14 protein-coding genes are annotated in these 22,159 nt (G+C 74.0%); all 14 read right to left on the bottom strand.

Annotated features, from left to right (window positions below):
* Positions 1-122: 122 nt before the first annotated feature.
* Positions 123-1,079 carry an ABC transporter ATP-binding protein gene (locus ACFXOA_RS29215; protein WP_385034657.1) on the bottom strand — a complete coding sequence of 319 codons (957 nt, stop codon included), beginning with the start codon at positions 1,077-1,079 and terminating at the stop codon, positions 123-125.
* Positions 1,076-3,847: an FtsX-like permease family protein gene (locus tag ACFXOA_RS29210; protein ID WP_385034655.1), complete on the bottom strand. Its 2,772-nt coding sequence runs from the start codon at positions 3,845-3,847 to the stop codon at positions 1,076-1,078. The genes ACFXOA_RS29215 and ACFXOA_RS29210 overlap by 4 nt, the downstream gene beginning before the upstream one ends.
* Position 3,848: 1 nt before the next feature.
* The gene (locus tag ACFXOA_RS29205; RefSeq protein ID WP_385034653.1) at positions 3,849-7,148 is read right to left on the bottom strand and encodes an FtsX-like permease family protein; all 3,300 of its coding nucleotides are present in this window, start codon (positions 7,146-7,148) and stop codon (positions 3,849-3,851) included.
* A gap of 156 nt (positions 7,149-7,304) precedes the next feature.
* Positions 7,305-7,709, bottom strand: coding sequence for a globin (locus ACFXOA_RS29200; protein ID WP_362549657.1), 405 nt, complete (start codon positions 7,707-7,709; stop codon positions 7,305-7,307).
* 80 nt (positions 7,710-7,789) lie between these two features.
* A complete protein-coding gene (locus ACFXOA_RS29195) occupies positions 7,790-9,205 on the bottom strand; it encodes an FHA domain-containing protein (protein ID WP_385034652.1) in 1,416 nt (471 codons plus the stop codon).
* Positions 9,206-9,314: 109 nt separating this feature from the next.
* A complete protein-coding gene (locus ACFXOA_RS29190; protein WP_385034650.1) occupies positions 9,315-10,664 on the bottom strand; it encodes a VWA domain-containing protein in 1,350 nt (449 codons plus the stop codon).
* A 232-nt stretch (positions 10,665-10,896) separates the two neighbouring features.
* Positions 10,897-12,243 carry a PP2C family serine/threonine-protein phosphatase gene (locus ACFXOA_RS29185; RefSeq protein WP_385034648.1) on the bottom strand — a complete coding sequence of 449 codons (1,347 nt, stop codon included), beginning with the start codon at positions 12,241-12,243 and terminating at the stop codon, positions 10,897-10,899.
* Positions 12,244-12,245: 2 nt separating this feature from the next.
* Positions 12,246-14,948, bottom strand: a complete 2,703-nt coding sequence (locus tag ACFXOA_RS29180; protein ID WP_385034646.1) for a tetratricopeptide repeat protein — start codon at positions 14,946-14,948, stop codon at positions 12,246-12,248.
* Positions 14,945-16,279: a hypothetical protein gene (locus ACFXOA_RS29175; protein ID WP_385034644.1), complete on the bottom strand. Its 1,335-nt coding sequence runs from the start codon at positions 16,277-16,279 to the stop codon at positions 14,945-14,947. Before ACFXOA_RS29175 ends, ACFXOA_RS29180 begins: the two co-directional genes overlap by 4 nt.
* Before the next feature lie 44 nt (positions 16,280-16,323).
* Positions 16,324-17,358, bottom strand: coding sequence for a glutamate ABC transporter substrate-binding protein (locus ACFXOA_RS29170; protein WP_385034642.1), 1,035 nt, complete (start codon positions 17,356-17,358; stop codon positions 16,324-16,326).
* Positions 17,359-17,369: 11 nt separating this feature from the next.
* Positions 17,370-18,758, bottom strand: coding sequence for a hypothetical protein (locus ACFXOA_RS29165; RefSeq protein WP_385034640.1), 1,389 nt, complete (start codon positions 18,756-18,758; stop codon positions 17,370-17,372).
* A gap of 262 nt (positions 18,759-19,020) precedes the next feature.
* Entirely contained in the window at positions 19,021-19,995 is a 975-nt protein-coding gene (locus ACFXOA_RS29160) for an N-acetylglucosamine kinase (protein ID WP_385034638.1), read from the bottom strand.
* Entirely contained in the window at positions 19,986-21,251 is a 1,266-nt protein-coding gene (locus tag ACFXOA_RS29155; RefSeq protein ID WP_385034636.1) for a 6-phospho-beta-glucosidase, read from the bottom strand. The genes ACFXOA_RS29160 and ACFXOA_RS29155 overlap by 10 nt, the downstream gene beginning before the upstream one ends.
* A gap of 1 nt (position 21,252) precedes the next feature.
* Complete coding sequence (locus ACFXOA_RS29150) at positions 21,253-22,158, bottom strand: carbohydrate ABC transporter permease (protein ID WP_385034634.1); 906 nt, start codon at positions 22,156-22,158, stop codon at positions 21,253-21,255.
* Position 22,159: the final 1 nt, after the last annotated feature.

Below are 22,159 nucleotides of genomic sequence, written 5' to 3'. Positions count from 1 at the left end.
TCGAGCGCAGGTAAGACCGGAACGTGTTCCGGCACCGCGCAGCGAAGCAGGAACCCACCCGACACCGCAGCCCTCAACGGCACGGTAGGCGGGAACCGCCGTCCTTCAGGGCGGCGAGGATGTCAACCCTTCGGCGCGTCCGGCCACACCCCGATGTGGTCCTGTTCGAGCTCCAGCATCACGCGGTGCTCCATGCCCAGCGCCTCGGTGTACTCGGCCGGCAGCTGGAGCCGCCCCGCCCGGTCGAGCATCGCGTACTCACGCGCCACCTGGGACTCCTCTCCCGTGGCCGCGTCCACCTCGGTGCGCCGCAGCACCTCGGAGGACGTACGGCCGTCACGGATCGCGACCGTACGGCGGACCTCCTGGGCGACTGCCTGGTCGTGCGTCACGATGACGATCGTGGTGCCGAGCTCCTCGTTGGCGCGGCGGAAGGCGGCGAACACCTGCTCGCCCGTCGCGGAGTCCAGCTCACCGGTCGGTTCGTCGGCGAGCAGCACCGCCGGGTCGTTGGCCAGGGCCACGGCTATCGCCACCCGCTGCTGCTGGCCGCCGGACATCTGGGCGGGCCGGCGGTCACGGCAGTCGGCGACGTCCAGCATCGCCAGCAACGACTCGGCCCGCGCGGCCCGTTCGCGGTTGCGCGAGCCGCCGCGCAACTGCATCGGGAGCGTGATGTTCTGTACGGCCGTCAGGTAGGACAGCAGGTTCCGGGAGGTCTGCTGCCACACGAACCCGACGACGTCGCGGCGGTATCGCAGCCGTTCCTTCTGCCCCATGGCCAGCAGGTCGCAGCCCGCGACCTTCGCCGAGCCGGCCGTGGGGACGTCCAGCCCGGCGAGGATGTTCATCAGAGTGGACTTCCCGCTGCCGGAGGCGCCCACCAGAGCCATCAACTCGCCGTCCGTGACGAGGAGATCGAGTCCCTGGAGCGCCTGCACCTCCACCCCGTCCGTGGAGAAGATGCGTACCAGGCGGTCGCACGCGATCAGGGCGTCGTGACCGTACGACGGCCGGTCACGGCGCGCGGCGGCCCGCTGCTCCAGCTCGGCCAGGGTGCTCTCTGTCGACGATGTCACCGGGTGTCTCCTGCCCTGAGTTCCTTGATGGATCCGCGACGGCTCGCCCACCAGGCCTGGACGCCGGCCACCGCCGCGGTGAGGACGACCACACCGGCCGCCGGGAGCGCCAGCGAACGGGTGTCCGCCCGGAGTGACGCCGCCTGCGGGACGGCGAGGTCGGCGCCGGCCAGGGCCAGCGCGCCCAGGTCGATACCGGGTGCCAGCAGGGCGATGGTCGCCCAGCCGACGAGCAGCCCTCCGGCCGCGGCGAGCAGCGCCTGAGGCAGGGCCTCCAGGGCGAGCAGCCGCCTGCCCTGCCGGGTGGTGAGCCCCATGGTGCGCAACCGGGCCAGAAGCGTGGCGCGCTCCGGAGCGGTCCGCAGCAGCGACAGGAGCACGGCGAGCAGCGCGAATCCTCCACCGGCGACGACCGCCGCCCCGTAGATCCGTTCGGCACCGGACTGCATAGGGGTGTCCACGAACCGGCCGCGTTCCTCGGACCGAAGCTGCACCCCGAACCCGGCGCCGGCCTCGCGAGCCGCGGCCCGCAACTGCCGTACGTCGAGCGACGGACCGGTGACAAGCAGCGTCGTGGGGTCCCCGTCGGCGAGGCGCCCGGCGTCGACGATCAGGAACTCCGCGTCGGTCACCGCGGCGGTGCGGGGGAGCACCGCGGCGACCCGGACCTCGACGTCCCCGGACCCGGTCGCCACGGTGTGCGGCCGCTCGCCCAGCAGCTCGGCCAGCGCGGGGGAGACGACGGCCGGAAGGACGCCGTCCCGGCCCCTCGCGTCCTTCAGCGCGGCCGCCGGGAAGGGCGGCAGCCCCGTGGAGCGGGCCAGGCGGGAGTACGCCTCGGGTGTGACACCCATCAGCGTCGCGCGTTTCGTGTCCGGCCCGGCCTCCACCGCGGACGCGAGCGGTGTCGCGTACTCGATGTGCACGGGTGCGACGTCCTCGACCCCGTCCACGGCGCGCACCCGGCGGACCGCGTCCCCGGAGAACCGCGTGAGCCCGCCCTCCCCGCTGATCCTGGCGTCGGCACCCACCGCCCGCAGCGCCGCCTCGTCACGGGCGTCGGTCACGCCCGCGAGGACCGAACCGCCGAACGCGGCCGTGGTCAGCGCGACCAGCAGGGCGAGCAGCGGCAGGGTGCCGCTCGACGAGGCGCGGCCCGCGCGGGCCAGCGACAGGAAGCCCACCGCCCCGCGCAGCCGGGCCACGGGACGGGACGCCAGCCGCAGCGGCAGCGGATACAGGCGTACGAGCACGAGCGCGGCGATGAGCCCCACCAGCACCGGAGCCGCACTGACCAGCAGGTCGGCGCCCGTACCCGAGGACGTACCGCGGCGGCGCAGCGCCACGACCGCGCCGACCGCCAGGACCAGCAGGGTCAGTTCGGCCACCGTGCGGCGGCGGCTCGGCCTGGTGGCGACCACGTCCTCGCGGGCGCCGTGCAGCAGCGGCCTGCGGTGCCGCAGCGCCGTGTGCAGCGGCAGCACGACGCAGACGAGCGCCGCGACCGCCGCCGCACCCAGGGCCGCGGGCAGGAAGCGGGCCTCGCCGATCAGCAGGACCGCGACCGGCAGGGCGAGCGCCGCCGCGGGCACCGCCGCCACGGCGGTCTCGGCGAACATCCGTCCGCCGATGCCCCGAAGCGAACCCCCGCGGGAGCGCAGCAGCGCGAACTCCTGGTGGCGGCGGGCGCCGATGAGCCCGCAGGTCATCAGGAGGACCACGGCCGCCACCGCGCCGATCCCGACCGCGGCGACCGTGACCACCGGGCCGATCGCCGCACGCGTCCCGGAGTAGGAGCCGAGGATGGCGTCAAGGTCCGTGGTGAGCGCTGCGTTCGGCCCGGCGACATCGCGCAGCTTCAGCAGCCCGGGGCCGTTCTCCACGGCCGCGACACCGGCCGTCAGAGCCGGGACGTCCGCCGCGGTGAGGCCGGATGCGTCCGGCGCCAGGCGCCAGTACAGCTCCGGTTCACCGGTGGTGGCGAGCAGCGCCGGGCCCGCGTCCTGGGCCAGGAGCAGGGTGGCACGCCAGTAGGAGACGGGGGTCCGGGACGCCGGGTCGCGCACCAGGGAGGGCGCGCGGAACAGCGGGTCGACCGCCCAGTAGCCGCTCTCCGGGCGCAGCGGGGTGACGATGCCGGTGATCCGTACGGTCAGCGGCTCGCCCGACTGCGTGGGTACCGCGAGCGTCGAACCCGGCTTCATCCGCAGGTCCCTGGCCGTCGCCTCGGTGACTGCCGCCTCCACCTCGCGGGTGTCCATGGTGACTTCGCCCCGCGCCGCCGGCCAGCGCCCCGACCGCAGGGTGCTGTGTTCGGGGAGCGCCGACGGGACGGCGTAGGTGAGCCGGGCCGGGAGCGCGTCCGGGCGGGGCAGCCACGGCTCCTCGGCGGGCAGGGGTTCGGTGGTGTGCACCCCGTACGAGGAGCGGGCCACATCGGCGCGTACCGGGTCCGGGAGCGCCCGGGCCAGAGCCCCCTGGGCGGACGCCAGGGAGTCCTCCCGCATCGCGTTCTCACGGACCGGCGGTGCCTGTCCCAGCGGTGGCGGCGGCGACGCCACCTCGAGCACGCTGCGGCCCGGGGAGGCCGTCACGACGTCGTGCCGCAGCGCCTTCGTCTCGTAGGCGTCCACCGAGCGCGGGAACGCGGCGGCGAGGAAGGCGGTCAGGAACACCAGGACCGCCAGGGCGGCGGAGACACCGGGGGCGGTGCGCAGCCTGGTGCGGACCCAGGGGACGCAGGCCGCGGGGATCTTGGAGGGTCTCATGTCAGTTGTCCCCCTGGTGGCGCAGCGACACCGCGGGATCGGTGCGGCGCAGTGTGATCGCGGCGACGCACAGCAGCGGCAGCGCCGCCACCCCCGCCAGCAGGACCGCCACCTGCCCGGGGGGAAGCAGCACCAGCACGTCGGGCACCGGCCTGGTGGCCTGTCCCGTCAGCACGACGAGCGGTACGACGGCTTTGGTGAGCACCGCCCCGAGGGCGAGACCGATCAGCAGGGCCAGGGCGATCAGCACCCCCTGTTCGGCAGCCAGCATCCTGGCGAGTCCGCGACGGGGGGCGCCGAGGGCCCGCAGCACGGCGAACTCCGCGGCACGTTCACGCCGCGAGCCCACCAGGCCGACGGCGAAGCCGACGGCGGCCAGCGCGGCGGCCACCACAGCGATGGCGGGCAGCGCGGACCGGGGACCCGCGCCCAGCGGATCGTCCGAGAGCTCCCGGGCCACCTCGTCGCGGACGTGGACCTGCGCGGGGTCGATGCCCGGCAGGGCACGCAGCGCGGCCGCGACCTTCGCGCTCCTGCCGGGATCCGTGCTCAGCCACCACTCCGTGGGCGCGAGCGCGGCGCCGGACCGGTGGGCGAGCACCTGGGACACCGCCCTGAGGTCCAGCAACAAGCCACCGCCCGGCTGCACCGAGGGGTCGGCCGGGGCGTCGGATCCGGCGGCGCCCCCGCCGGTCGTGGGCAGTTGCCGCACCGCCTTCACGAGCTTCACCCTGACCGTGCCGCCGGCCAGCGTGAGGTCGGTCTCCTGACCGACCTCGGCCCCCGCGTACGTCAGATAGGCGTCGGTCGCCACGGCGTTCAGCGGGGGCGCCGCCGGACGGGCGGCGGTGATCCGCAGCGTGCTGACCGGATCACCCTGGTAACCGCCGCCGGGGGCGGTGTGCCCCGTCTCGTAGCGGTAGGCCGGTGACGAGCCCGCGGGGCTCACCGCCCGGGGCGCCTTCGTCGCCTGCTCCTCCCCTGCCGCCGCCATGGTCGCCGCCGCCTGCCAGCGCACGCCTTCCGACGCGGCCGCGGGCCGCTCCTCACCGTCCTCGGTGCGGGCCCTGAGCCCGCTCACGGAGACGAGCCGGGTCTCGGCGCGGCCCTCGGGGACCCGGCTGTCGACCTCGAAGCCGGTCACAGCGATGCCGGCGGCCGCCGACACGGGGAAGGACAGCGTGTGCGCGCGTCCGTCCACCGGGACCGTCCCCGCCCCGACCCGGTACCCGATGCCGTAGCGGTCCTCCAGCAGCACGCTGATCAGTGCCGTCGACCCGGACGGAGACCTCCCGCCCGGTGCGGTGGTGTCACGGATCCGGAGATCGAGGAGCATCCGCTCACCGCCTTCGGGCAGCGGCACCCCGGTCCTGGCGGTCCGCTCAGGCGCTATCGCCTCGAACACCTCCCGAGGCCGGTCGCCCGCGAGGTCCCCGCGCATCAGCATCCGCTCGTCCGCGTGCTCCGTGTCCAGCGCCAGGACCTCGGCGGTACGGCCGCCCGAGAGATCGGCCGTCGTACGGTAGGCGGGCGCCGCCGCGCGGACCCCGGGCAGACCGGAGTAGGCCGGGCCCTGCGCCTGGCCGACGCCCACCACACGTACGGACGCGCCGGACCTGAAGTCCGCCTGGTCCTCCTGCGAACGCTCCCAGGAGGCGCTCTGGCCGATGGCCAGCATCCCCGTCGCGACCGACAGGACCAGCAGCAGCACCGGGCCCGCCCCGCGCAGCGGGCGACGGCTGAACTGCCAGCCCGCCAGGGCCGCCGACAGCCCGCGTCCACCCGCGGCCCGCCGTTCGGCGAGCCGCGCGGCGGGCGGGAGCAGGCGGAGGGTCAGCACCGTACCGGCGAGAAGCGCCAGGGCGGGGGCGGCCACCAGGAGCGGATCGACGCCCAGCTCACCCCGGCGGTCGCCGCTGAGCGCACCGGTGCCGGAGGAACCGGTCTGCCGGTCCAGCTGCCAGTACGCGACCCCCGCGATCAGGAGCAGCCCGATGTCGGCTCCCGCCCGCACGGACGAGGGCAGAGCCGAGGCGCGGGCACCCCGGCGGCCACCGGCGCCCGCGGCCAGGGCGGGTGCGACGACGGCGGCCGCGCACGCCAGCGCGACGGCACCCGCGACCAGCCACACCGCGCCGCCCGCACCGCCGTCGAGCCGGATCCCGATCCGCCCCAGCTCGCTCCGGGCGGCGAGCAGCCGGGTCAGCGGACCCGCGAGGAAGGGGGCGACGAGGACGGCCGGCAGCGCCAGCAGCAGCGCCTCGACGGCGGCGAGCGAGGCGATCCTGCGGCGCGAGGCACCCCGCGCCCGCAGCAGACCGGTCTCACCGGCGCGCTCGGTGCTCAGCAGCCCGGCGACGAGCAGCAGGGCGTATCCGGATATCAGCACGAGCTGGACGGCGACGATCATGAGGGTGGAGCGGGACACCAGCAGCGCCCGCTGGATCTGGTCGATGACCTCCGGCAGCGCGATCCGTACGGTGGCGCCGTCCCCGAAGTGGCCCGAGAGCGCCTTCGGGCCGTCCGTGGCCGCCCGGCGCAGCGCCTCCGCCCTCCCGGTCGTCACCGTGCGGAAGTCGGCTCCGGCCTGCCAGGCCGCCTGCCCCGGACTCAGCCTGCCCGAGTGCAGGACCGAGGGGTCGGCCATCAGCGGACCGTACGTGGTGAAGACGACCGTGCGGACGCCGCGCCCGGCGAGCGGGTCCAGCAGCCAGTAGGGATCGGTCAGGTCGTACGGCTCGTACACACCGGTGATCTCGACCGGCAGCGCGGCGTTCTTCAGCCGGTCGGTGAGGGTGAGGCGGGAACCCGGCCGCAGCTTCAGGGCGTCGGCCGCCGCCCGCGGCAGAGCCACCTGCACCGGCCCCCTCGCACCGTCGGCCCCGGCGGCCGGCATCCGCCCCTCGACGAGGCGCACCCGGCTCCGGTCGAGCGAGGCCAGGTGCGTCAGGTCGGGTTCCTCACGCCGCCCGGCGGAACCCCCGGCGTGCGGCAGCGCGTAGGAACCGGAACTCTCCAGCGTGCGTACGGCGACCGGAAGCCCGTCGAAGGTGGACCGGGCGGCACGGCGCACCGTGGCGTCCGCGTCCGCGAGCCGCTCGGGCGTCACGTCCGCCGTCACGAGCAGAGAGGCGTCGGCGGCCGAGCGCCCGGTCAGCGTCTGCCGCAGGGCGGCGTCGCCCATCGACCCCGAGAACGCCGTCAGCGCCGCCAGGACACAGGTGGTCAGCAGCACCGCCAGCAGGGCGGCGGCGAGCAGGAGCCGGTGCGCGCGTACCCGCAGAAGGACGAACCCCGTCACCCGATCCCCCGAACCCGAAAAGCCTCACGCCCCGCACGCCCCCCGGCGTCACGGAGATGCTTTCAGAGCACACGGGCACATGGAAACCGCTCGTGGGCCGACCTTGACTCGATCGTGACCGTTGAGCGATCTCCCGGCACCGGATTGCGTACGGGCTCAGCCCGCCGTGTTGACCATGGACGCGGCCGCGTAGGTGAGGTAGTCCCACAACTGGCGCTCCTGCTCGGCCGGGAGGCCGAGCTCGTCGAGCGCCACCCGCATGTGGCCGAGCCAGGCGTCGTGCGCCGCCCGGTCCACCTGGAACGGCGCGTGCCGCATCCTCAGCCGGGGGTGGCCACGCTGATCGCTGTAGGTGCGCGGACCGCCCCAGTACTGCATCAGGAACAGCGCGAAGCGCTCCTCCGCCGGGCCGAGGTCCGCCTCCGGATACATGGGCCGCAGCAGAGGGTCGCCCGCGACGCCCTGGTAGAAGCGGTGCACCAGACGCCGGAAGGTCTCCTCGCCGCCGACCTGCTCGTAGAAGGTCTGCTCCTGAAGCGTGTCGCGCGGAATCTCAGTCACCCGTCCATCGTCGCAGACGCGGCGGCCGAGGACCGGGGTCCTAGGACCCCGCTCCCCGGCGGCCGCCTCGACGCGGCGGATCAGTCGCGGCGGACCGTGATCGTCGTCCAGGCGCCCACGTGCACCCGGTCGCCGTCCTGGAGCGGGACGGGAACGTAGGGCTGGATCGGATCCTCGGCGCCGTTGAGCGTGGTGCCGTTGGTGGAGTTCTGGTCGACCACGGCCCAGCTGCCGTCCGGCTGCTGCACCAGCACGGCGTGCTGGTGCGAGACGCCCGGGTCCTCCGGCGGAACGGCGAGGTCGATGTCCGGGGACTCGCCCGTGCTGTGCCGCTTCCGGCCGATGGTGACCTGGCTGCCGGTGAGCGGGAGGCGCTGCTCGGGGGAGTAGGCGGGCAGGTTGAGCCCGGTCGCCTCGGGACCGCTGCGCTGCATCATCGCCATGAAGTAGTCACGGTCCGGGGCGATCACCGCCTGCCAGCTGCCGGGACCCTGGTCCCTTCCCTCCTGGGCGGGCGCCTGGCCGGGGAACTGCTGCTGAGGAGGCTGCGGAGCCCCGGGCGCCTGCGGGAACCCCTGCGAAGGCTGCTCCCGCCGGGAGGGCGGAGGCAGCATCCAGTCGTCGTCCTCACCGGCCCGGGGGGCTTGCGGCTGCGAGGGAGCGGGCGGCGCGGACTGCTGCTGGAACGCGGGCGGGGGCGGCGGGCCGCCCTGGTGCTGCGGCTCGAAGACCGACGGACGGCCGCCGCCCGGCTGGTCCGGTCCCGGCTGGTTCGTTCCGGGCCGGCCCGGGGCATGCGGGCCCGGGTTCTGCTGCCCTGGCCGTCCCTGCGGGTCGAACATCGACGGCGGGCCGCTCGGCCCCGGCTGACCGGGCGCCTGCCCGTCCGGCCGTCCCTGCGGCTCGAACGGGGACGGCGACTGCTGCTGGAACGCCGGCGGAGGGGGCGGCCCCTGCTGGAAGGAGGGCGGGGGCGGCGGCCCCTGCTGGAAGGACGGCGGAGGAGGCGGCCCCTGCTGGAAGGACGGCGGGGGAGGCGGCGGACCGGGGCGGCTCTCCTGCTCGGGGGAGAGCGGTTCGGCCGGCCGGTTCACCTGCGAGGGCCGGGAGCCCTGGTACTCGAACGGGTCGCGCGACTGCTGCGGGTCAGGCCCCTGCTGGGCCTGGAACCCGGGCGGCAGATTGAGCCCGGGACCGGGGCCGGGACCGCCCCGCGGCGCTATCGGGGTGTAGGACGTGGCGGTGTTGGTGAGGAAGTTCCAGCGGCACTCCTCGCAGAACGGTGCCATCGCCTCACGCGGGGTGCGGCACTGCGGGCAGAGCTCCGCCTGGGCGGTCGGCTGCCCGGAGCCCCCCTGCGGGTAGCCGTAGCCGGAGGCGGGCGGCGGGGGAGGCGGCGGCGGGACCGGAGGTGCGTTCGTCCCGGCCATGCGGTGTCCGCAGACCTCGCACCAGTCCTCGGAACCCGACTGGTGTCCGTTCGGGCAGGTCGGCATGTCGGCGCTTCCCCCTCTCCTCGTCCGGCCCGGAGGCCGTCATGCTCGTCGGCGCGCCGTCCGGTCGGCCGGTGCCCACCGTACGGCTGTGTCGTTGTCGTTCGTCCCGCTATTTCTTGACACGAACTGTCTTGGTCGAGCGCGTTTCGAGTGTCATCTCGTCCGCTTCCGCGACTCTTGCTTTCAGTCGCACAGTACCGGTCGCCGCATCGACGACGTCGACCACCTTCGAAAGCAGCTTGGCGGTATCCGCGTTCCCGGAAGCGGACGCGAGCTGCACCGCGCGGCCGAGTTTCGCCGTAGCGCCGTCGAAGTCTCCCGATTTGCGGGCATCCAGCCCCTGCTGGATGGCCTGTGCCAGTTCCGCCTGCCCCGTGTAGTGCGCCACCTGAGGGTTCATCGCGGTGGACGCGGCCAGGTCGTCCGTCCACACGGCTCGTACGAGGCCCTGTGCGAGCGCCTGCGGAGCGGCCCCCTCGGCCGCGGCCGGGAGGATCAGCGAGACCCGGGCCGCCAGCATCTCCTGGCCGATCCCCGCCTCCGGAACCCGCACGCACACGTGGTAGTCCCGGGACTCGTCGCCCCATGAGCCCGTCGGGTAGTCCCCTGCCCGCGGGCCCGCCTGAGCGCGCCGGCCGGTCAGGTCAGTCACCGTGGGCGCCACCTGCTTCACGAAGACGATCTCGACACCCACCGGGGTCCAGAGCCGCAGCGCCACATCCGCGACCTCCTTGCCCATCGCGTCCTCCATCATCCGCGTGAAGTCCGCGGCCAGCCCCGCCGGATCGGCGACTATGTCGGCCGTGCCGAGCAGGGCCGAGGCGATCCCGGTGACCTCCTTCACCTCCCAGTCGGTGCCGACCCCGCGCGCGTCACACGTGAACCGGCCCGCACAGGCGTCCAGGGCGGCCCGCAGATCATCCGGGGACTCGTGCTCGTTGCGCCCGTCGGTCAGGAGGATGCCGTGGCGGATGTCCGCCTCGGACACCGCGAACAGCCGGTCGGCCAGCCGCAGCCATGTGCCGATCGCCGTGCCCCCGCCCGCGGTCAGCCCGCGCAGGGCGTCCCGCGCCTCGGCCCTGGTGCGGGCGTCGGCGACGGCCAGCCGCCCCCCGCCCGGATAGACGTCCTTCGCCACATGCGTCCCGGCGACCACGGCGAAGCGGGTGCCGTCCCGCAGGGTCTCGACGGCCGCCGCCGTCGCGTCACGCGCGTTGCGCATCTTCGCCGGGGGATGGTCCATCGAACCCGAGCAGTCGACCATGAGCACCACGGCGGCGTCCGCTGCGCGTCCCGGCGCGGAAACGCCGTCCACGAGCGGTACACCACCGGTCGTGCCTCCGCCGGTGGACGTGACCGTGACGATCGCGTTGACGTCGCGGCCGCCCTCGGGCAGGAAGGCGTTCTGGTACACCTCCACGGAGAACTGCGGCACGGTCGACTTGAAGAACTTGGCCATCTGACGGGCTCCTTGAGGCTCCACCTCTGTCCGGCGGCTGTGTCCGGCCGGGACAGACGGATCCGGTGACGACGGACGGACGGGCGGACGGATCGGGGGCGGCACGGGGACCCACGGAGAGAAGCGGGAGGCGAGTGGAGGGAGCGGGCGGAGGACTGGGGGCGGGGCAGGGACCGGACAGGTGCGGCACGCGCCGGGGCCACCGGCCGGGGAACGGCCGGCGGCTCACGGCTCAGGCCGATCCTGCCCCTCGCGCCGCCACGGCGAACGGCAGCAGCGCCACTGTTACGTTGTCGTGGCCCCCGCCGTCGAGCGCGTGACCCACCAGCACCCGGGCGCCGTGCAGCGGCCGCCGGTGCGCCTCGGGAGGCACGGCCGCCGCCATGTCCCCCGCCGCCTCCGCGTAGTTCCACAGGCCGTCGGTGCAGACCACCACCAGGCCGGGGCGGTCCGGTTCGAAGGAAGCGGTGTGCGGCTCCAGTTCGTAGGCGTCGGCGCCGAGCCACCCGGTGATCGCGTGAGCGCGTTCGTCGGCGTACGCCTCCGCCTCGTTCATCAGGCCGGCCGCGACCATCTGCGCGGCCCAGGAGTCGTCCTCCGTCAGCCGGGCCGGCGGCTGCGAACGGTCCTCGGGAACCCAGTAGACACGGCTGTCACCGACCCAGCCGACGACGAGCAGCCCGCCGGCCGCGATCGCGCCCACCAGGGTGCAGGCCGGGGCGTTCTCCTGGCGGTGCTGGTCGTGCGCGGACGCCCCGCCCGGCTCCCGGGCCAGGGCGTCGACGGCCTCGGACGCCGCCAGGATCGCGTCGTGCATGGCCTGTTGCGGATGCGTGCCGCGCGGCAGCGACTCCAGCAGCGCCTCGTTGGCCGCGCGCGCCGCCGCCGCCGACGCCTCGTCCGGGCGGCTCGCAGAGGAGACGCCGTCGCACACGATGGCGACGACAGCCGGTGAGCCGTCCGGCAGGGCCGTCGAGGAGACGGCGAAGGAGTCCTCGTTCCGGTGGTGGCGCAGGCCGCGGTCGCTGACCGCGGCCACCGAACCGAGTTCCTGTTCCATGTGGTCCCGCTCGCGCGGCTGGGCATGGCCGCAGTTCTCGCAGTAGCCGTCGGGGTCGACCCGGCCCGAGCGGCAGGCCACGCAGACCTTGGCACCGGCGGTCGGGGCGCCCGCCGGCGCGTGCTCCGCCGTACGGGGATCGGGCGCGGCCAGTTCGAAGTCGCCCGAGGTGTCGTCTGGTCCGCCACCACCCGGCTGGTCGTGGCGGACGGCCGGCTCGCCGGCCGTCAGGGGCCTGCCGCCGGAGTCGACCCCCGGAAGGTCGGCCGGGCGGTGCGTAGGCGCCGGCTGGTCGGAACTGTCCGTCACCGACGCGGCGGGCCACTCCACCTGGGCGGCGGCCGCCTCCGGAGCACCCTGCGCCGGCACCGTGACGGCGACCGTCGGACGGTCGCCCGGAGGCGCGGGCACGGCCGCGAGGTCGTACCCGCACGCCCCGCAGAAAAGGTCGCCCGGCTCCAGCGGCTCCTCGCAGCTGGGGCATCCCGGCAAGGAGGCCTTCTGGTGCATCTGTGACATCCTCACACCCAGGTCCGGGGGCGGAAACGGTTGGCCCGCCCCACCAGTTCGATCCTCTCGTCGCCCTGCTGCGCGAGCCGGGCGAGTATCCGGTACGAGCGTTCGAGACCGGATCTGAGGCCCCGCTCGTCCAGCTCGCTGCCCAGCACCGTCCTCCGGCCCGGGGGTGCGGGGGAGAGCGGAGCGGCAGGCCGATCCGCGGGACCACCGGAGAGTACCCAGTCGAGCGCCGTCCCCAGCACCTCGGTGGAGAGCCGTTCACGTCTCACCGCGTCCAGGCCGTAACCCTGGAGCGCCGTCACCTGGCCGGCGGCGGCCGACAGGTCGTCGAACAGCGGCTCCCGCGGGGAGCGGCCGCGGAGCCTGGCGCGCACGGCGGCCACCCGGGCCGCCGTGTAGTGGATCGACGACTCCGGCACGGACTCCAGGGTGCGCACCGCCGCCACCCGGTCACCGGACGCGATCTGGACCCGGGCCAGGCCGAACGCCGCGCTGACGAAACCCGGATCGGTGGCCCACACCAGGCGGTAGTACTCGGCGGCGTTGTCCAGCTGGCCGAGCACCTCCGCGCACACCCCGAGGGCGAGCTTCGGAGCCGGCTCGCCCGGGAACGCGTCGTAGACCGCGTCGAAGGAGAGCGCGGCGGTCTCGTCGTCGCCGGTCACCAGCGAGGCGACGCCCCGGTACCAGACGACCCGCCAGTCGTCGGGGTACCGGTCCTCCACCGCGGTCAGCGCCGCCGCCGCCGATTCGAGTTCGCCCAGCTCCAGGCGGGCGCGCAGTTCCCGCAGCCTGGTCTCCAGCGAGGCGGCGGGCACCGAGTGCAGGGCGGCGAGCAGCTCCGCGGGTGCCGAGGCCATCACGCCCGCCAGGAAACCGGCGTTGGGGTCGTTCGGGTCGACCCTCGGCGCCGGGAGTGCCAGCGAGGCCGCCCGCGCGTCGAAGGCCGCGAGCCGCGGACCCGCCGGGGCGTGCACGCCCGGCGCCGGGACGGGCTCCGCGACCGCCGGGCGGGGAGCGGGTACGGCGGCCCGAGGCGGGGCGTAGGCCGGAGCCGCGCCGCTGACATGGGTGTCGGGAGCGTGGACCGGACCCGCACCCGGCACCACCGCCCGCGCGGCGGGGCCGGGTGGCTGCGCGGGAAGGACGGGGGCGGCCGGAGCGGGGAGCGCGGCAGCCCTCCCGCGGCGGCGGAGGCGCCCGCCGCCCCCGGTCCGCGCGCCGAGCAGCGAGACGTCGCCCGGCAGTTCGGGGAACAGCACGGTGTCGGTCACGCGCGTCTCGGTGCCGAAGAGGGTCGAGAGCGCGGGCCGAGGGCGGCCGGTCTGCAGGGCGACCACCTCCCGCAGCACCCCTGTGAGCTGCTCGGCCATCTCGGCCGCCGAGGAGAACCTGCGGGCCGGGTCCGGGTCCGTCGCCCGCACCAGGAGCCGGTAGAACGACTCGTACCTGCGGAACACCTCGATGTTGTCCGGATCGGGCAGGGAGTCGACGAAGACGTTGGTGTAGCCCTGGAAGTCGAAGGTCAGCACCGCGAGCGTCCGTGCCACGGTGTAGAGGTCGGAGGCCACGGACGGCCCGGCCTCGGCCACTTCGGGCGCCTGGTAGCCGATGGTGCCGTAGATGGCCGACTCCGCGTCGTCCATCCTGCGCACCGCGCCCATGTCGATCAGCTTGAGCTGGTCCTCGGTCTGGATCGCGTTGTCGACCTTGAAGTCGCAGTAGAGCAGGTTGCGGCTGTGCAGGTGCCCCAGCGCCTCCAGCGCCTCGATCCCGTACGCACAGGCCTGTTCGACGGGGAGCGGGTCCCGCCTCCCCTCGGGCGTCCGGCGCTCGTTGGCGATCTCCTTGAGCGCCTTGCCGCCGACGTACTCCATGACGATGTAGCCGTCCAGCGAACCGGTGCGCTGGTCCAGGTGCTCCACGAAGTTGTAGATGCGGACGATGTTGGAGTGCTCGATCTCCGCGAGGAAGCGGCGCTCCGAGATGGCCGCCGCCATGGCGTCCTGGTCCCCGGTGTCCAGCAGGCCCTTGAGCACCACCCAGCGGTCGGAGACCGCCCGGTCCACGGCGAGATAGACCCAGCCGAGCCCTCCGTGCGCCAGACAGCCCGCCACCTCGTACTGGCCGTGCACGATGTCACCGGCGCGCAGCTTCGGCACGAAGGAGTACGGGTGGCCGCACTTGGTGCAGAACCCCTCGGTGCGGCCCGGGCGCTCACCCCGCGCCCGGCCCACCGGGGCGCCGCAGTCGGAACGCGAGCAGAACCGCTTCCGCTCGGGGACCTCCGGATCGCTCATCACCGCCGACCGGGGGTCGGGGCGCGGGACGTCGGGGACGAGCACGAGCCCCACGCCCAGGCGGCCCCGCCCGGACGCGGCGCCGGTGGAGGAGCCCGAGGAACGCACCGAGACCGAACGGGAGGTGGGGCGCCCCGACAAGGAACGGGAGAGCCGGCCCGAGACCGAACGCCGGGACGTCGACGAGCGGGACGAGGCGCGCCCGGAGGCCTGCGAGCCCGAACTCCGGGAGGAGCTTCCGCTGCCCTTGCCCGCACCACCGCCGGCGATGCCGGTCGGCGGCGAACCCACCATCCCCGTGGGGGAGACGACCGGAGCGAGGCCGCAGGTGTCGCAGTAGAGCTCCCCGCCCCCCATGTCCTCGTAGCTCCCCTCGCAGTCGGGGCGCTGGCACTGCGTACTCACGATGTCTCCCCCTGTCCGTCGTGCACGCTCCCGCGCGAGGTCAGCACATCCGCGGCCGCCCGCTGGTAGCGCAGCACCGCCTGCTCGGCGACCCGCAGATCGCACGGGGCGCTCCACAGCATCCGGCGGGCCGCGTCGTACCGCTCGATGAGCAGCGGGTCCTCGGCCAGACCGTGCCGCGACACCTTCGCCCGGTAGGCGTCCAGCCTGCCCCGCAGCTCCGCGCGGACAGCGAGAGGAGCGGTCACGGACGTCAGCGAGTCCCGGGCGCGCAGGAGTTCGTCCTCCGCCTCCCGCTCCAGTGAGTCCAGCAGCGGTGAGAGCCTGTTCCACTGGGCGTGCCTGCGGTACTCGGAGGCGGCCGCCAGCCGCTCCTGCAGGGCGGTCGGCGGTCCGCTGACGGCAGGGACCTCCGAAGCGGCGATCTTGGCCAGCACCTCACCACGGGCCGAGCGCGCCTCCGAAAGGGTGCGGTCGGCACGGGAGAGGACGTCCCGGAGCCGCACCAGGCGCTGCTCCGCGTCCTGACGGACGGCCAGGACCGCCTCGATCTCCCGGCGTACGTCCTCCAGGGCCCTGGCGGCACGGTCGTAGCGGGCGGTGTCGGGGCGCCCGCCACCCGGTGCGGCGCTGCCCGGCCCGGGCAGCCAGAAGGCCAGCGGGTCGGAGATCACCTGCGCGCGGAGCGTGGTCAGTTCCTCGGTGATGCGCTCCAGGTCGTCCCCCGACGGGTGCTCCCCGGGTCTCACACCGACGGAGTGCGCCAGGGAACGGGTGCGGCGGAGTTCGGCGGCGAGGAGGTCTATACGGGCGGGCAGCGCCGACCACACGGAGTCGGCCGCGACGACCATGTCCAACGAGCGGGCGTACAGGTCGTTCATCCGGGCGACCAGCTCCTCCAGGGTGAACCGCTCGGCGAGCCTGGCAGGTTCGCCGGTGGCCGCCTGCGGGCTGACGGCCCCCCGGTTCGCCACGGTCACGCTGTCGCCGCGCAGCACCTCGGTCAGGGCCGCCAGATCGTCCCTGCCCGGGTTGCGGCGCGCGGCACGGATCTCCCGCGCGTGGGCCAGAGCCCCGCTGTAGGCGTCGAAGTACTCCCACAGAAGGGTGATCGACCGGTCGGTCGCGGCCCAGCGCCGCTCGGTCACCCCGGTGAGGTCGGCGCCCTCCAGGAGCCGGCGGCCCGCGTGGTCCTGGAGGGCGAGGAGCGAGGTCTCGACCGCCTCGTGCTCCGCTGCGAGCCGGGCCAGCGCACGGTCCGCCTCGTCCCGGTCCATGACCGGGCCGGGGGGCCTCCCCGCGAAGCCGGGAAAGGATCCCGCCACGCCCATCGATCACCTCTCCGTTCGTCCTCCGGACCAGGGCCCGGAAGGGTTCAGTTGCTGCGGTACTTCGGTGCCGGGGGCCCCTCTATGCCGGGCAGCCCCGCTTCCAGCCAGGTGCGGTACGACTTCATCCAGCGGCTGTTCTCCCCGCCCCTGCGGTAGTCGTCGAGCACGTGGTTGACCCGTGCGACCAGGTCGTCGGCGCCGAGCTTGGCGGCCACGCCGTAGTACTCGGTGGTGAAGGGGCCGTCGCCCTTGAGCTCGACCGCCGGGTCCTGGGCCGCCTGGCCGGCGGCGAGCGCGTTGTCGGTGACGACGGCGTCGACCTCGCCGAGCTGGAGCCGCACCAGGCAGTCCAGCTGGTTGGGCACCGTCAGCTGGTCCCGGTCCCGGTCGGTGCCCTCGTGCTCGTCCTCGAAGACCGCGCCGAACGACTGCTTCCTCAGCGCGTCGTACGCCGTGGAGCCCTCCGCCGTGCAGACCCGCTTGCCCTTCAACGACTCGTCGTAGCCGTCGATCGCGGAGTCCTTCGGCGCCAGCACCTGCTGGCCGGCCTGGAAGTAGGCCGTGGAGAAGGCGACCTGGCCGGCGCGCTCGCAGTTGATGGTCATCGTCCGGACGACCACGTCGACCTTGTCGTTCTCCAGCGCCGAGATGCGCTGGTTGGTCGGTATGGCGCGGAAGATCACCGCGTCCGGGTCGCCGAGGATGTCCTGCGCGAGTGCCCGCACCAGGTCGATGTCGAACCCCTCCAGGGTGCGGCTCTCCGGGTTCCGGTAGCCCCACTGGAAGCTGTTCTGGTCGACACCGGCTATCAGCTTCCCGCGCGCCTTGATCCTCTCGATGCTCGGACCGCCGCCCGCCGACGCCGGCACGCTCGCCTCCGGGTCCTCGCACGCCGTGGCCGTGGCGGGCACCGCCGACGCCGCGCCCTGGCCCGAGGGCCGGCCGCCGTAGCTGCCGTCCCCGTGGGCCAGCGGCAGCAGCGTGAGCGAGGCGGTGACCGCGCAGGCCACCGCCATGCCCGTGACCCCGCCCCAGCCGCGCAGCCTGCTCCGTACGGTCCGGTCCGTCCCCCTGGTCATCGCTCGTCCCCTCACCGGTACTCCGAGAGCCTGCGGTTGACCCCGACGATCACGGCGAGGGCACCCAGTGCGGCGAGTACGGCGGCCCCGGCGGCCAGGCCGCCGAGAGCCCCGCGGCCGTCCGCGGCCGCCACGTCGAACTCGCCCTGCTCATGGGCGAGTGCCTGCTCCAGCGCGTCGTCGACCTGTTCGAAGGACTCGCCCGTGGTGTCCTTCGGCCCGATGATCTGCTTCAGGGCGTTCTCGTACTCGCCCCGGTCGTCCGTCGTCCTGGCCTTCCTGTGGCGCTCCTGCCACTCGGCCACACCGCCGAGGGCGTTCTCGACGGGCGTGCTCCCCGCGCGGTCGTCACCCGCGAGCCGCTTCGCCGCCTCCAGCTGGACGCCCAGGGCCTTCATGCCGGTGCCGTAGTCCGTCTCGTACTTGTCCGTGCCGTCCTCGGTGAGGACCGCGCCCCGGGCCACCAGCGTGAGGTTCTCGTTCGCCCGTGCCTTCAGGGAGTCGATCCGGGCCTTGTTGAGGACGTCCAGCGACTGCTGCCCGTGCACCATCGCACCGCGCAACTCCGTCCTGGCCACGGTGTGCCCCACCGCGAGCCACAGCAGGACCACGGTGGCCGCCGCCGTCGCCGCGAGCAGCCCCTGGTTGAAGACGCGGTTCGTCCTGAGGTAGTCGCGCCGCTGCAACCACAGCAGCACCGCCAGCGCGAGCAGCCCGGTGGCCAGCGACAGGAAGGGCCACCGCCGCGCATCGGCGGAGTCCGTGGCCAGCCTGCCCGTCTCCGCCGCGTACAACCGCTCGGCGGCGGGGAGGAGTTCGTCGGTCATCTTCTGGTTGGCGTACCGGAGGTAGGCACCCCCCAGCGGGAGACCCTGCCGGTTGTTCGCCCTGGCACGCTCGATCAGGCCGGTGTACTCGGGGAGCAGTTCGCCCAGGGTGGTGATCTCCCGGTGGGACGCGGAAGAGGCGTCGGTGCTCCCCGCCGCCTTCACCAGGAGCCGCGAGGCCTCCTTGATGTCGGCCTCGTACGTCCGGTGCACGTCCGCCGGTTCCTGCGCCCCCGCGAGGAACCCGCTCGCGGCCATGGTGTCCGCGTCGGCCAGTGAACGGTAGATGCTCGCCGCGTCGGCGCTCAGCGGCTGGCTGCGCTCCACCACGTCACCGGCGGACGACGCGCGCGCGGAGACCTCCAGGGACGTCACCGTGCCGAACACGACGACCAGCAGGGCGAGTACGGCGCCGGCGATCCGCAGTCTGCCGGGCTCCGTCGTCGCCGCGGCACGCAGACGTCCCACCGCCGCGGACCGGACGGCACCCCGCTGCGCGGGCACGGAGGCGGACGTGGACGTCTCGCCGGGCGCGGGCCCCGGCGGAGCGGCTCCGCTCGGCGGGTATGTCACTCGACCTCCCCCTCGGTCACTGACGTCGGCACCGGCCCCCGGCCGGGGGACTGGCGCCCGGCCAGAAGTATGGCCGCAGGGACCGGCATTCACCAGGAATACCTGGATCCCGCGCCGGATCGATCTCCCCATGATGAACACGATCGGGACAACTGATCGGTTCCCGCGGCGGGACCGAGGGCGCCACCCGTCATCCGGACAGGTGACGCCCCCACCGGAGCGACCAGGTACGACCCGGTGCGACCGGGTGCGGCCCGGCGGGTCAGGAGTAGTGGGCGCGCAGCCTCCGGTGGGCCGCGGCCGGCGCCCCCGTACGGTCCAGTCCGAGCAGCGCCGCACCCAGGACGGGAGGCTCGGTGACCACCCGCACCACCGCCTTCGGCGCCCGTTCCGCCAGGAGTCCGGCGATGCCGTCGTCGAGCTGGGGGTGCCGCGCGGCCAGCACGCTGCCGCCCAGCACCACCGGGACCGCCTCGGCCAGCAGCCCGAGCCGGCCGAGCGCCACCGAGGCCATGGCGACGACCTCCTCCGCCAGCCGGTCCACCAGGGCCCGTGCCACCGGGTCGCCGGCCGCACTCGTCGCGAACAGCACCGGGGTCAGCTCGTGCCGGCGCCCGGCCGGGATCGCCTCCCGGTGCAGCGCCTCTATCAGCTCGTACACCGAACCGAGCCCGAAGTGGCCGGGCAGGGTGCGCACCAGGTCCGTCGGCTCCCCGCGGCCGTCCTCGGCCCGGGCGGCGAACCACATGGCCTCCTCGGCGAGCCCGGAACCGCCGCCCCAGTCACCGGAGATCCGCCCGATCGCCGGGAAGCGTGCCGTACGCCCGTCCGGGACCATACCGACGCAGTTGATGCCCGCCCCGCAGACCACGGCCACCCCGCGGGGCTCGTCCACGGCGGCCCGCAGGACGGCGAAGGTGTCGTTGCGGACCTCGACGGTGGCTCCCCAGCCCCTCCGCGACAGGGCCTCGGCCAGCTCCTCCTCCTCGACGGGGAGATCGGCGTTGGCCAGGCACGCCGACACGTGCGCGACCTCGCCGGCACCGCCCCCCGCCGCGGCCACGGCCTCCCGGACCGCGGACTCCAGGACGTCCACCGCCGCCTCCACGCCGACGCGCGGCGGCTGGAAGCCGCCTCCGCGCGCGGTGGAGAGCACCGTGCCGTCCGCGCCGACGAGCGCCACGTCGGTCTTGCTGTTGCCCGCGTCGACGGCGAGGACCGAGGCGTTCACGCCCACGCCAGGTGCTCGCGGTTGTTCGCGATCAGCCGGTCGGTCAGGCCCTCGGCGTACTCGAACTGGCCGACGAGGGGGTGCGAGAGCAGCGCCTTGTACACCCGCTCCCGCCCGCCGCGCAGCGCCGCGTCCAGCGCCAGGTCCTCGTACGCGGTGACGCCGGCGATCAGCCCCGCGTAGAGCGGGTCCAGCGCGGGGACCGCGAGCGGGGAGGCACCCGAACCGTCCACCCGGGCCTGCGTCTCGATGACCGCGTCGTCCGGCAGGAACGGCAGCGTTCCGTTGTTGTACGTGTTGACCACCTGCACCGCCGGGCCTCCCCCGCCGAGCAGGGAGGCGGCCAGGTCCACCGCCGCCTCCGAGTAGTAGGCGCCGCCGCGCTTGGCGAGCAGCTCCGGCTTCTCGTCCAGGGACGGGTCGCCGTACATGGCGAGCAGTTCCTTCTCCATCGCGGCTACCTCCGCCGCCCGGGACGGCTTGGTGCCGAGCTCCCTGACCACCTCGTCGTGCGCGTAGAAGTACCGCAGGTAGTACGAGGGGACCACGCCGAGCCGGTCGATGACCTGCCGGGGCATGCGCAGATCACCGGCGATCCGCTCGCCGTGCTCGGCGAGCAGCTTCGGCAGGACGTCCTCACCCTCCGGGCCGCCGATCCGCACCCCGAGCTCCCACGACAGGTGGTTCAGCCCGACGTGGTCCAGGTGTATGTCCGACGGCGCGACGTCGAGCAGGGCGGCGAACTTGCGCTGGAAACCGATGGCGACGTTGCACAGGCCGACCGCCTTGTGCCCGGCCTGAAGGAGCGCCCGCGTCACGATGCCGACGGGGTTGGTGAAGTCGATGATCCAGGCGTCCGGGTTGGTGCGCCTGACCCGCTCGGCGATGTCGAGGACGACCGGCACCGTGCGCAGCGCCTTGGCGAGACCGCCGGCCCCGGTGGTCTCCTGGCCGACGCAGCCGCACTCCAGGGGCCATGTCTCGTCCTTGTTCCGCGCCGCCTGGCCGCCGACGCGCAGCTGGAGCAGGACCGCGTCGGCGCCCTCCACCCCGGCGTCCACGTCGGAGGTGGTGGTGATCCGGCCCGGGTGGCCCTGCTTGGCGAAGATCCGCCGTGCCAGGCCCCCCACCAGCTCCAGCCGGTCCGCGGCGGGGTCGACGAGCACCAGCTCCTCCACCGGCAGGGTGTCCCGCAGCCGTGCGAAGCCGTCGATCAGTTCGGGTGTGTAGGTGGACCCGCCACCCACTACTGCGAGCTTCATATCAGCCCTTGACTCCAGTCAGTGTGACGCCTTCGACGAAGGCTTTCTGTGCGAAGAAGAAGACGATGATGACCGGTGCCATGACGAGCAGGGTCGCGGCCATCGTCAGGTTCCAGTTGACCGCGTGCGCGCTCTTGAACGACTCCAGACCGTAACTCAGCGTCCAGGCGCCGGGGTTCTGCGCCGCGTAGATCTGCGGCCCGAAGTAGTCGTTCCAGCAGTAGAAGAACTGGAAGAGCGCGACGGCGGCGATACCGGGCTTGGCCATCGGGACGACGATCCGCAGGAGGGTGCGGAACTCACCGCACCCGTCCACCTTCGCGGACTCGATGTACTCCTGCGGAATGGTGAGCAGGAACTGCCGCAGCAGGAAGATGGAGTACGCGTCGCCGAAGGCCATCGGGATGATCAGCGGCCAGAGCGATCCCGAGAGGTGGAACTGCTGTGCCCACACCAGGTACATCGGGATGATGACGACCTGGGGCGGCAGCATCATGGTCGAGATGACCATGATCATCGCGGTGCGGCGGCCCCGGAAGCGGAACTTCGCCAGGGCGTAGGCGACCGGCACCGACGAGCACACCGTGAACAGCGTTCCCAGCAGGGCGTACACCAGCGAGTTGCGCCACCAGTCGAGGAAGCCCGGGGTGTGGAAGACGGCCGAGTAGTTCTCCCAGTGCCAGGAGCCCGGCCACAGGTCGCCGCTCATCGCCTGCTCGTCGCTCATCACCGAGGTGAGGAGGACGAACACGAACGGCAGGACGAAGAAGAGCGCGAGTGCCACCGCCACGGAGTGGACGGCGATCCAGTTCAGGACGCGCTTGCGGCGGTGGGCGGCGGCGTCCGGGCCCTTGGGGCGGCTCCGGTCGGCGGCGACCGGCCTGGTCGCGAGGGTGGTGGTGGTCATC

This window comes from Streptomyces sp. NPDC059166, from assembly GCF_042755185.1.
Classification (GTDB): Bacteria; Actinomycetota; Actinomycetes; order Streptomycetales; family Streptomycetaceae; genus Streptomyces.
This window is presented reverse-complemented; position numbering and strand designations above follow the sequence as displayed.

What these genes read in the sequence shown, in the direction of transcription:
- ACFXOA_RS29210 (WP_385034655.1), bottom strand. Translation starts at nt 3,847, where the DNA reads ATGAGACCCTCCAAGATCCCCGCGGCCTGCGTCCCCTGGGTCCGCACC.
- ACFXOA_RS29155 (WP_385034636.1), bottom strand. Translation starts at nt 21,251, where the DNA reads ATGAAGCTCGCAGTAGTGGGTGGCGGGTCCACCTACACACCCGAACTG.
- ACFXOA_RS29195 (WP_385034652.1), bottom strand. Translation starts at nt 9,205, where the DNA reads ATGCCGACCTGCCCGAACGGACACCAGTCGGGTTCCGAGGACTGGTGC.
- ACFXOA_RS29175 (WP_385034644.1), bottom strand. Translation starts at nt 16,279, where the DNA reads ATGGGCGTGGCGGGATCCTTTCCCGGCTTCGCGGGGAGGCCCCCCGGC.
- ACFXOA_RS29185 (WP_385034648.1), bottom strand. Translation starts at nt 12,243, where the DNA reads ATGTCACAGATGCACCAGAAGGCCTCCTTGCCGGGATGCCCCAGCTGC.
- ACFXOA_RS29150 (WP_385034634.1), bottom strand. Translation starts at nt 22,158, where the DNA reads ATGACCACCACCACCCTCGCGACCAGGCCGGTCGCCGCCGACCGGAGC.
- ACFXOA_RS29190 (WP_385034650.1), bottom strand. Translation starts at nt 10,664, where the DNA reads ATGGCCAAGTTCTTCAAGTCGACCGTGCCGCAGTTCTCCGTGGAGGTG.
- ACFXOA_RS29170 (WP_385034642.1), bottom strand. Translation starts at nt 17,358, where the DNA reads ATGACCAGGGGGACGGACCGGACCGTACGGAGCAGGCTGCGCGGCTGG.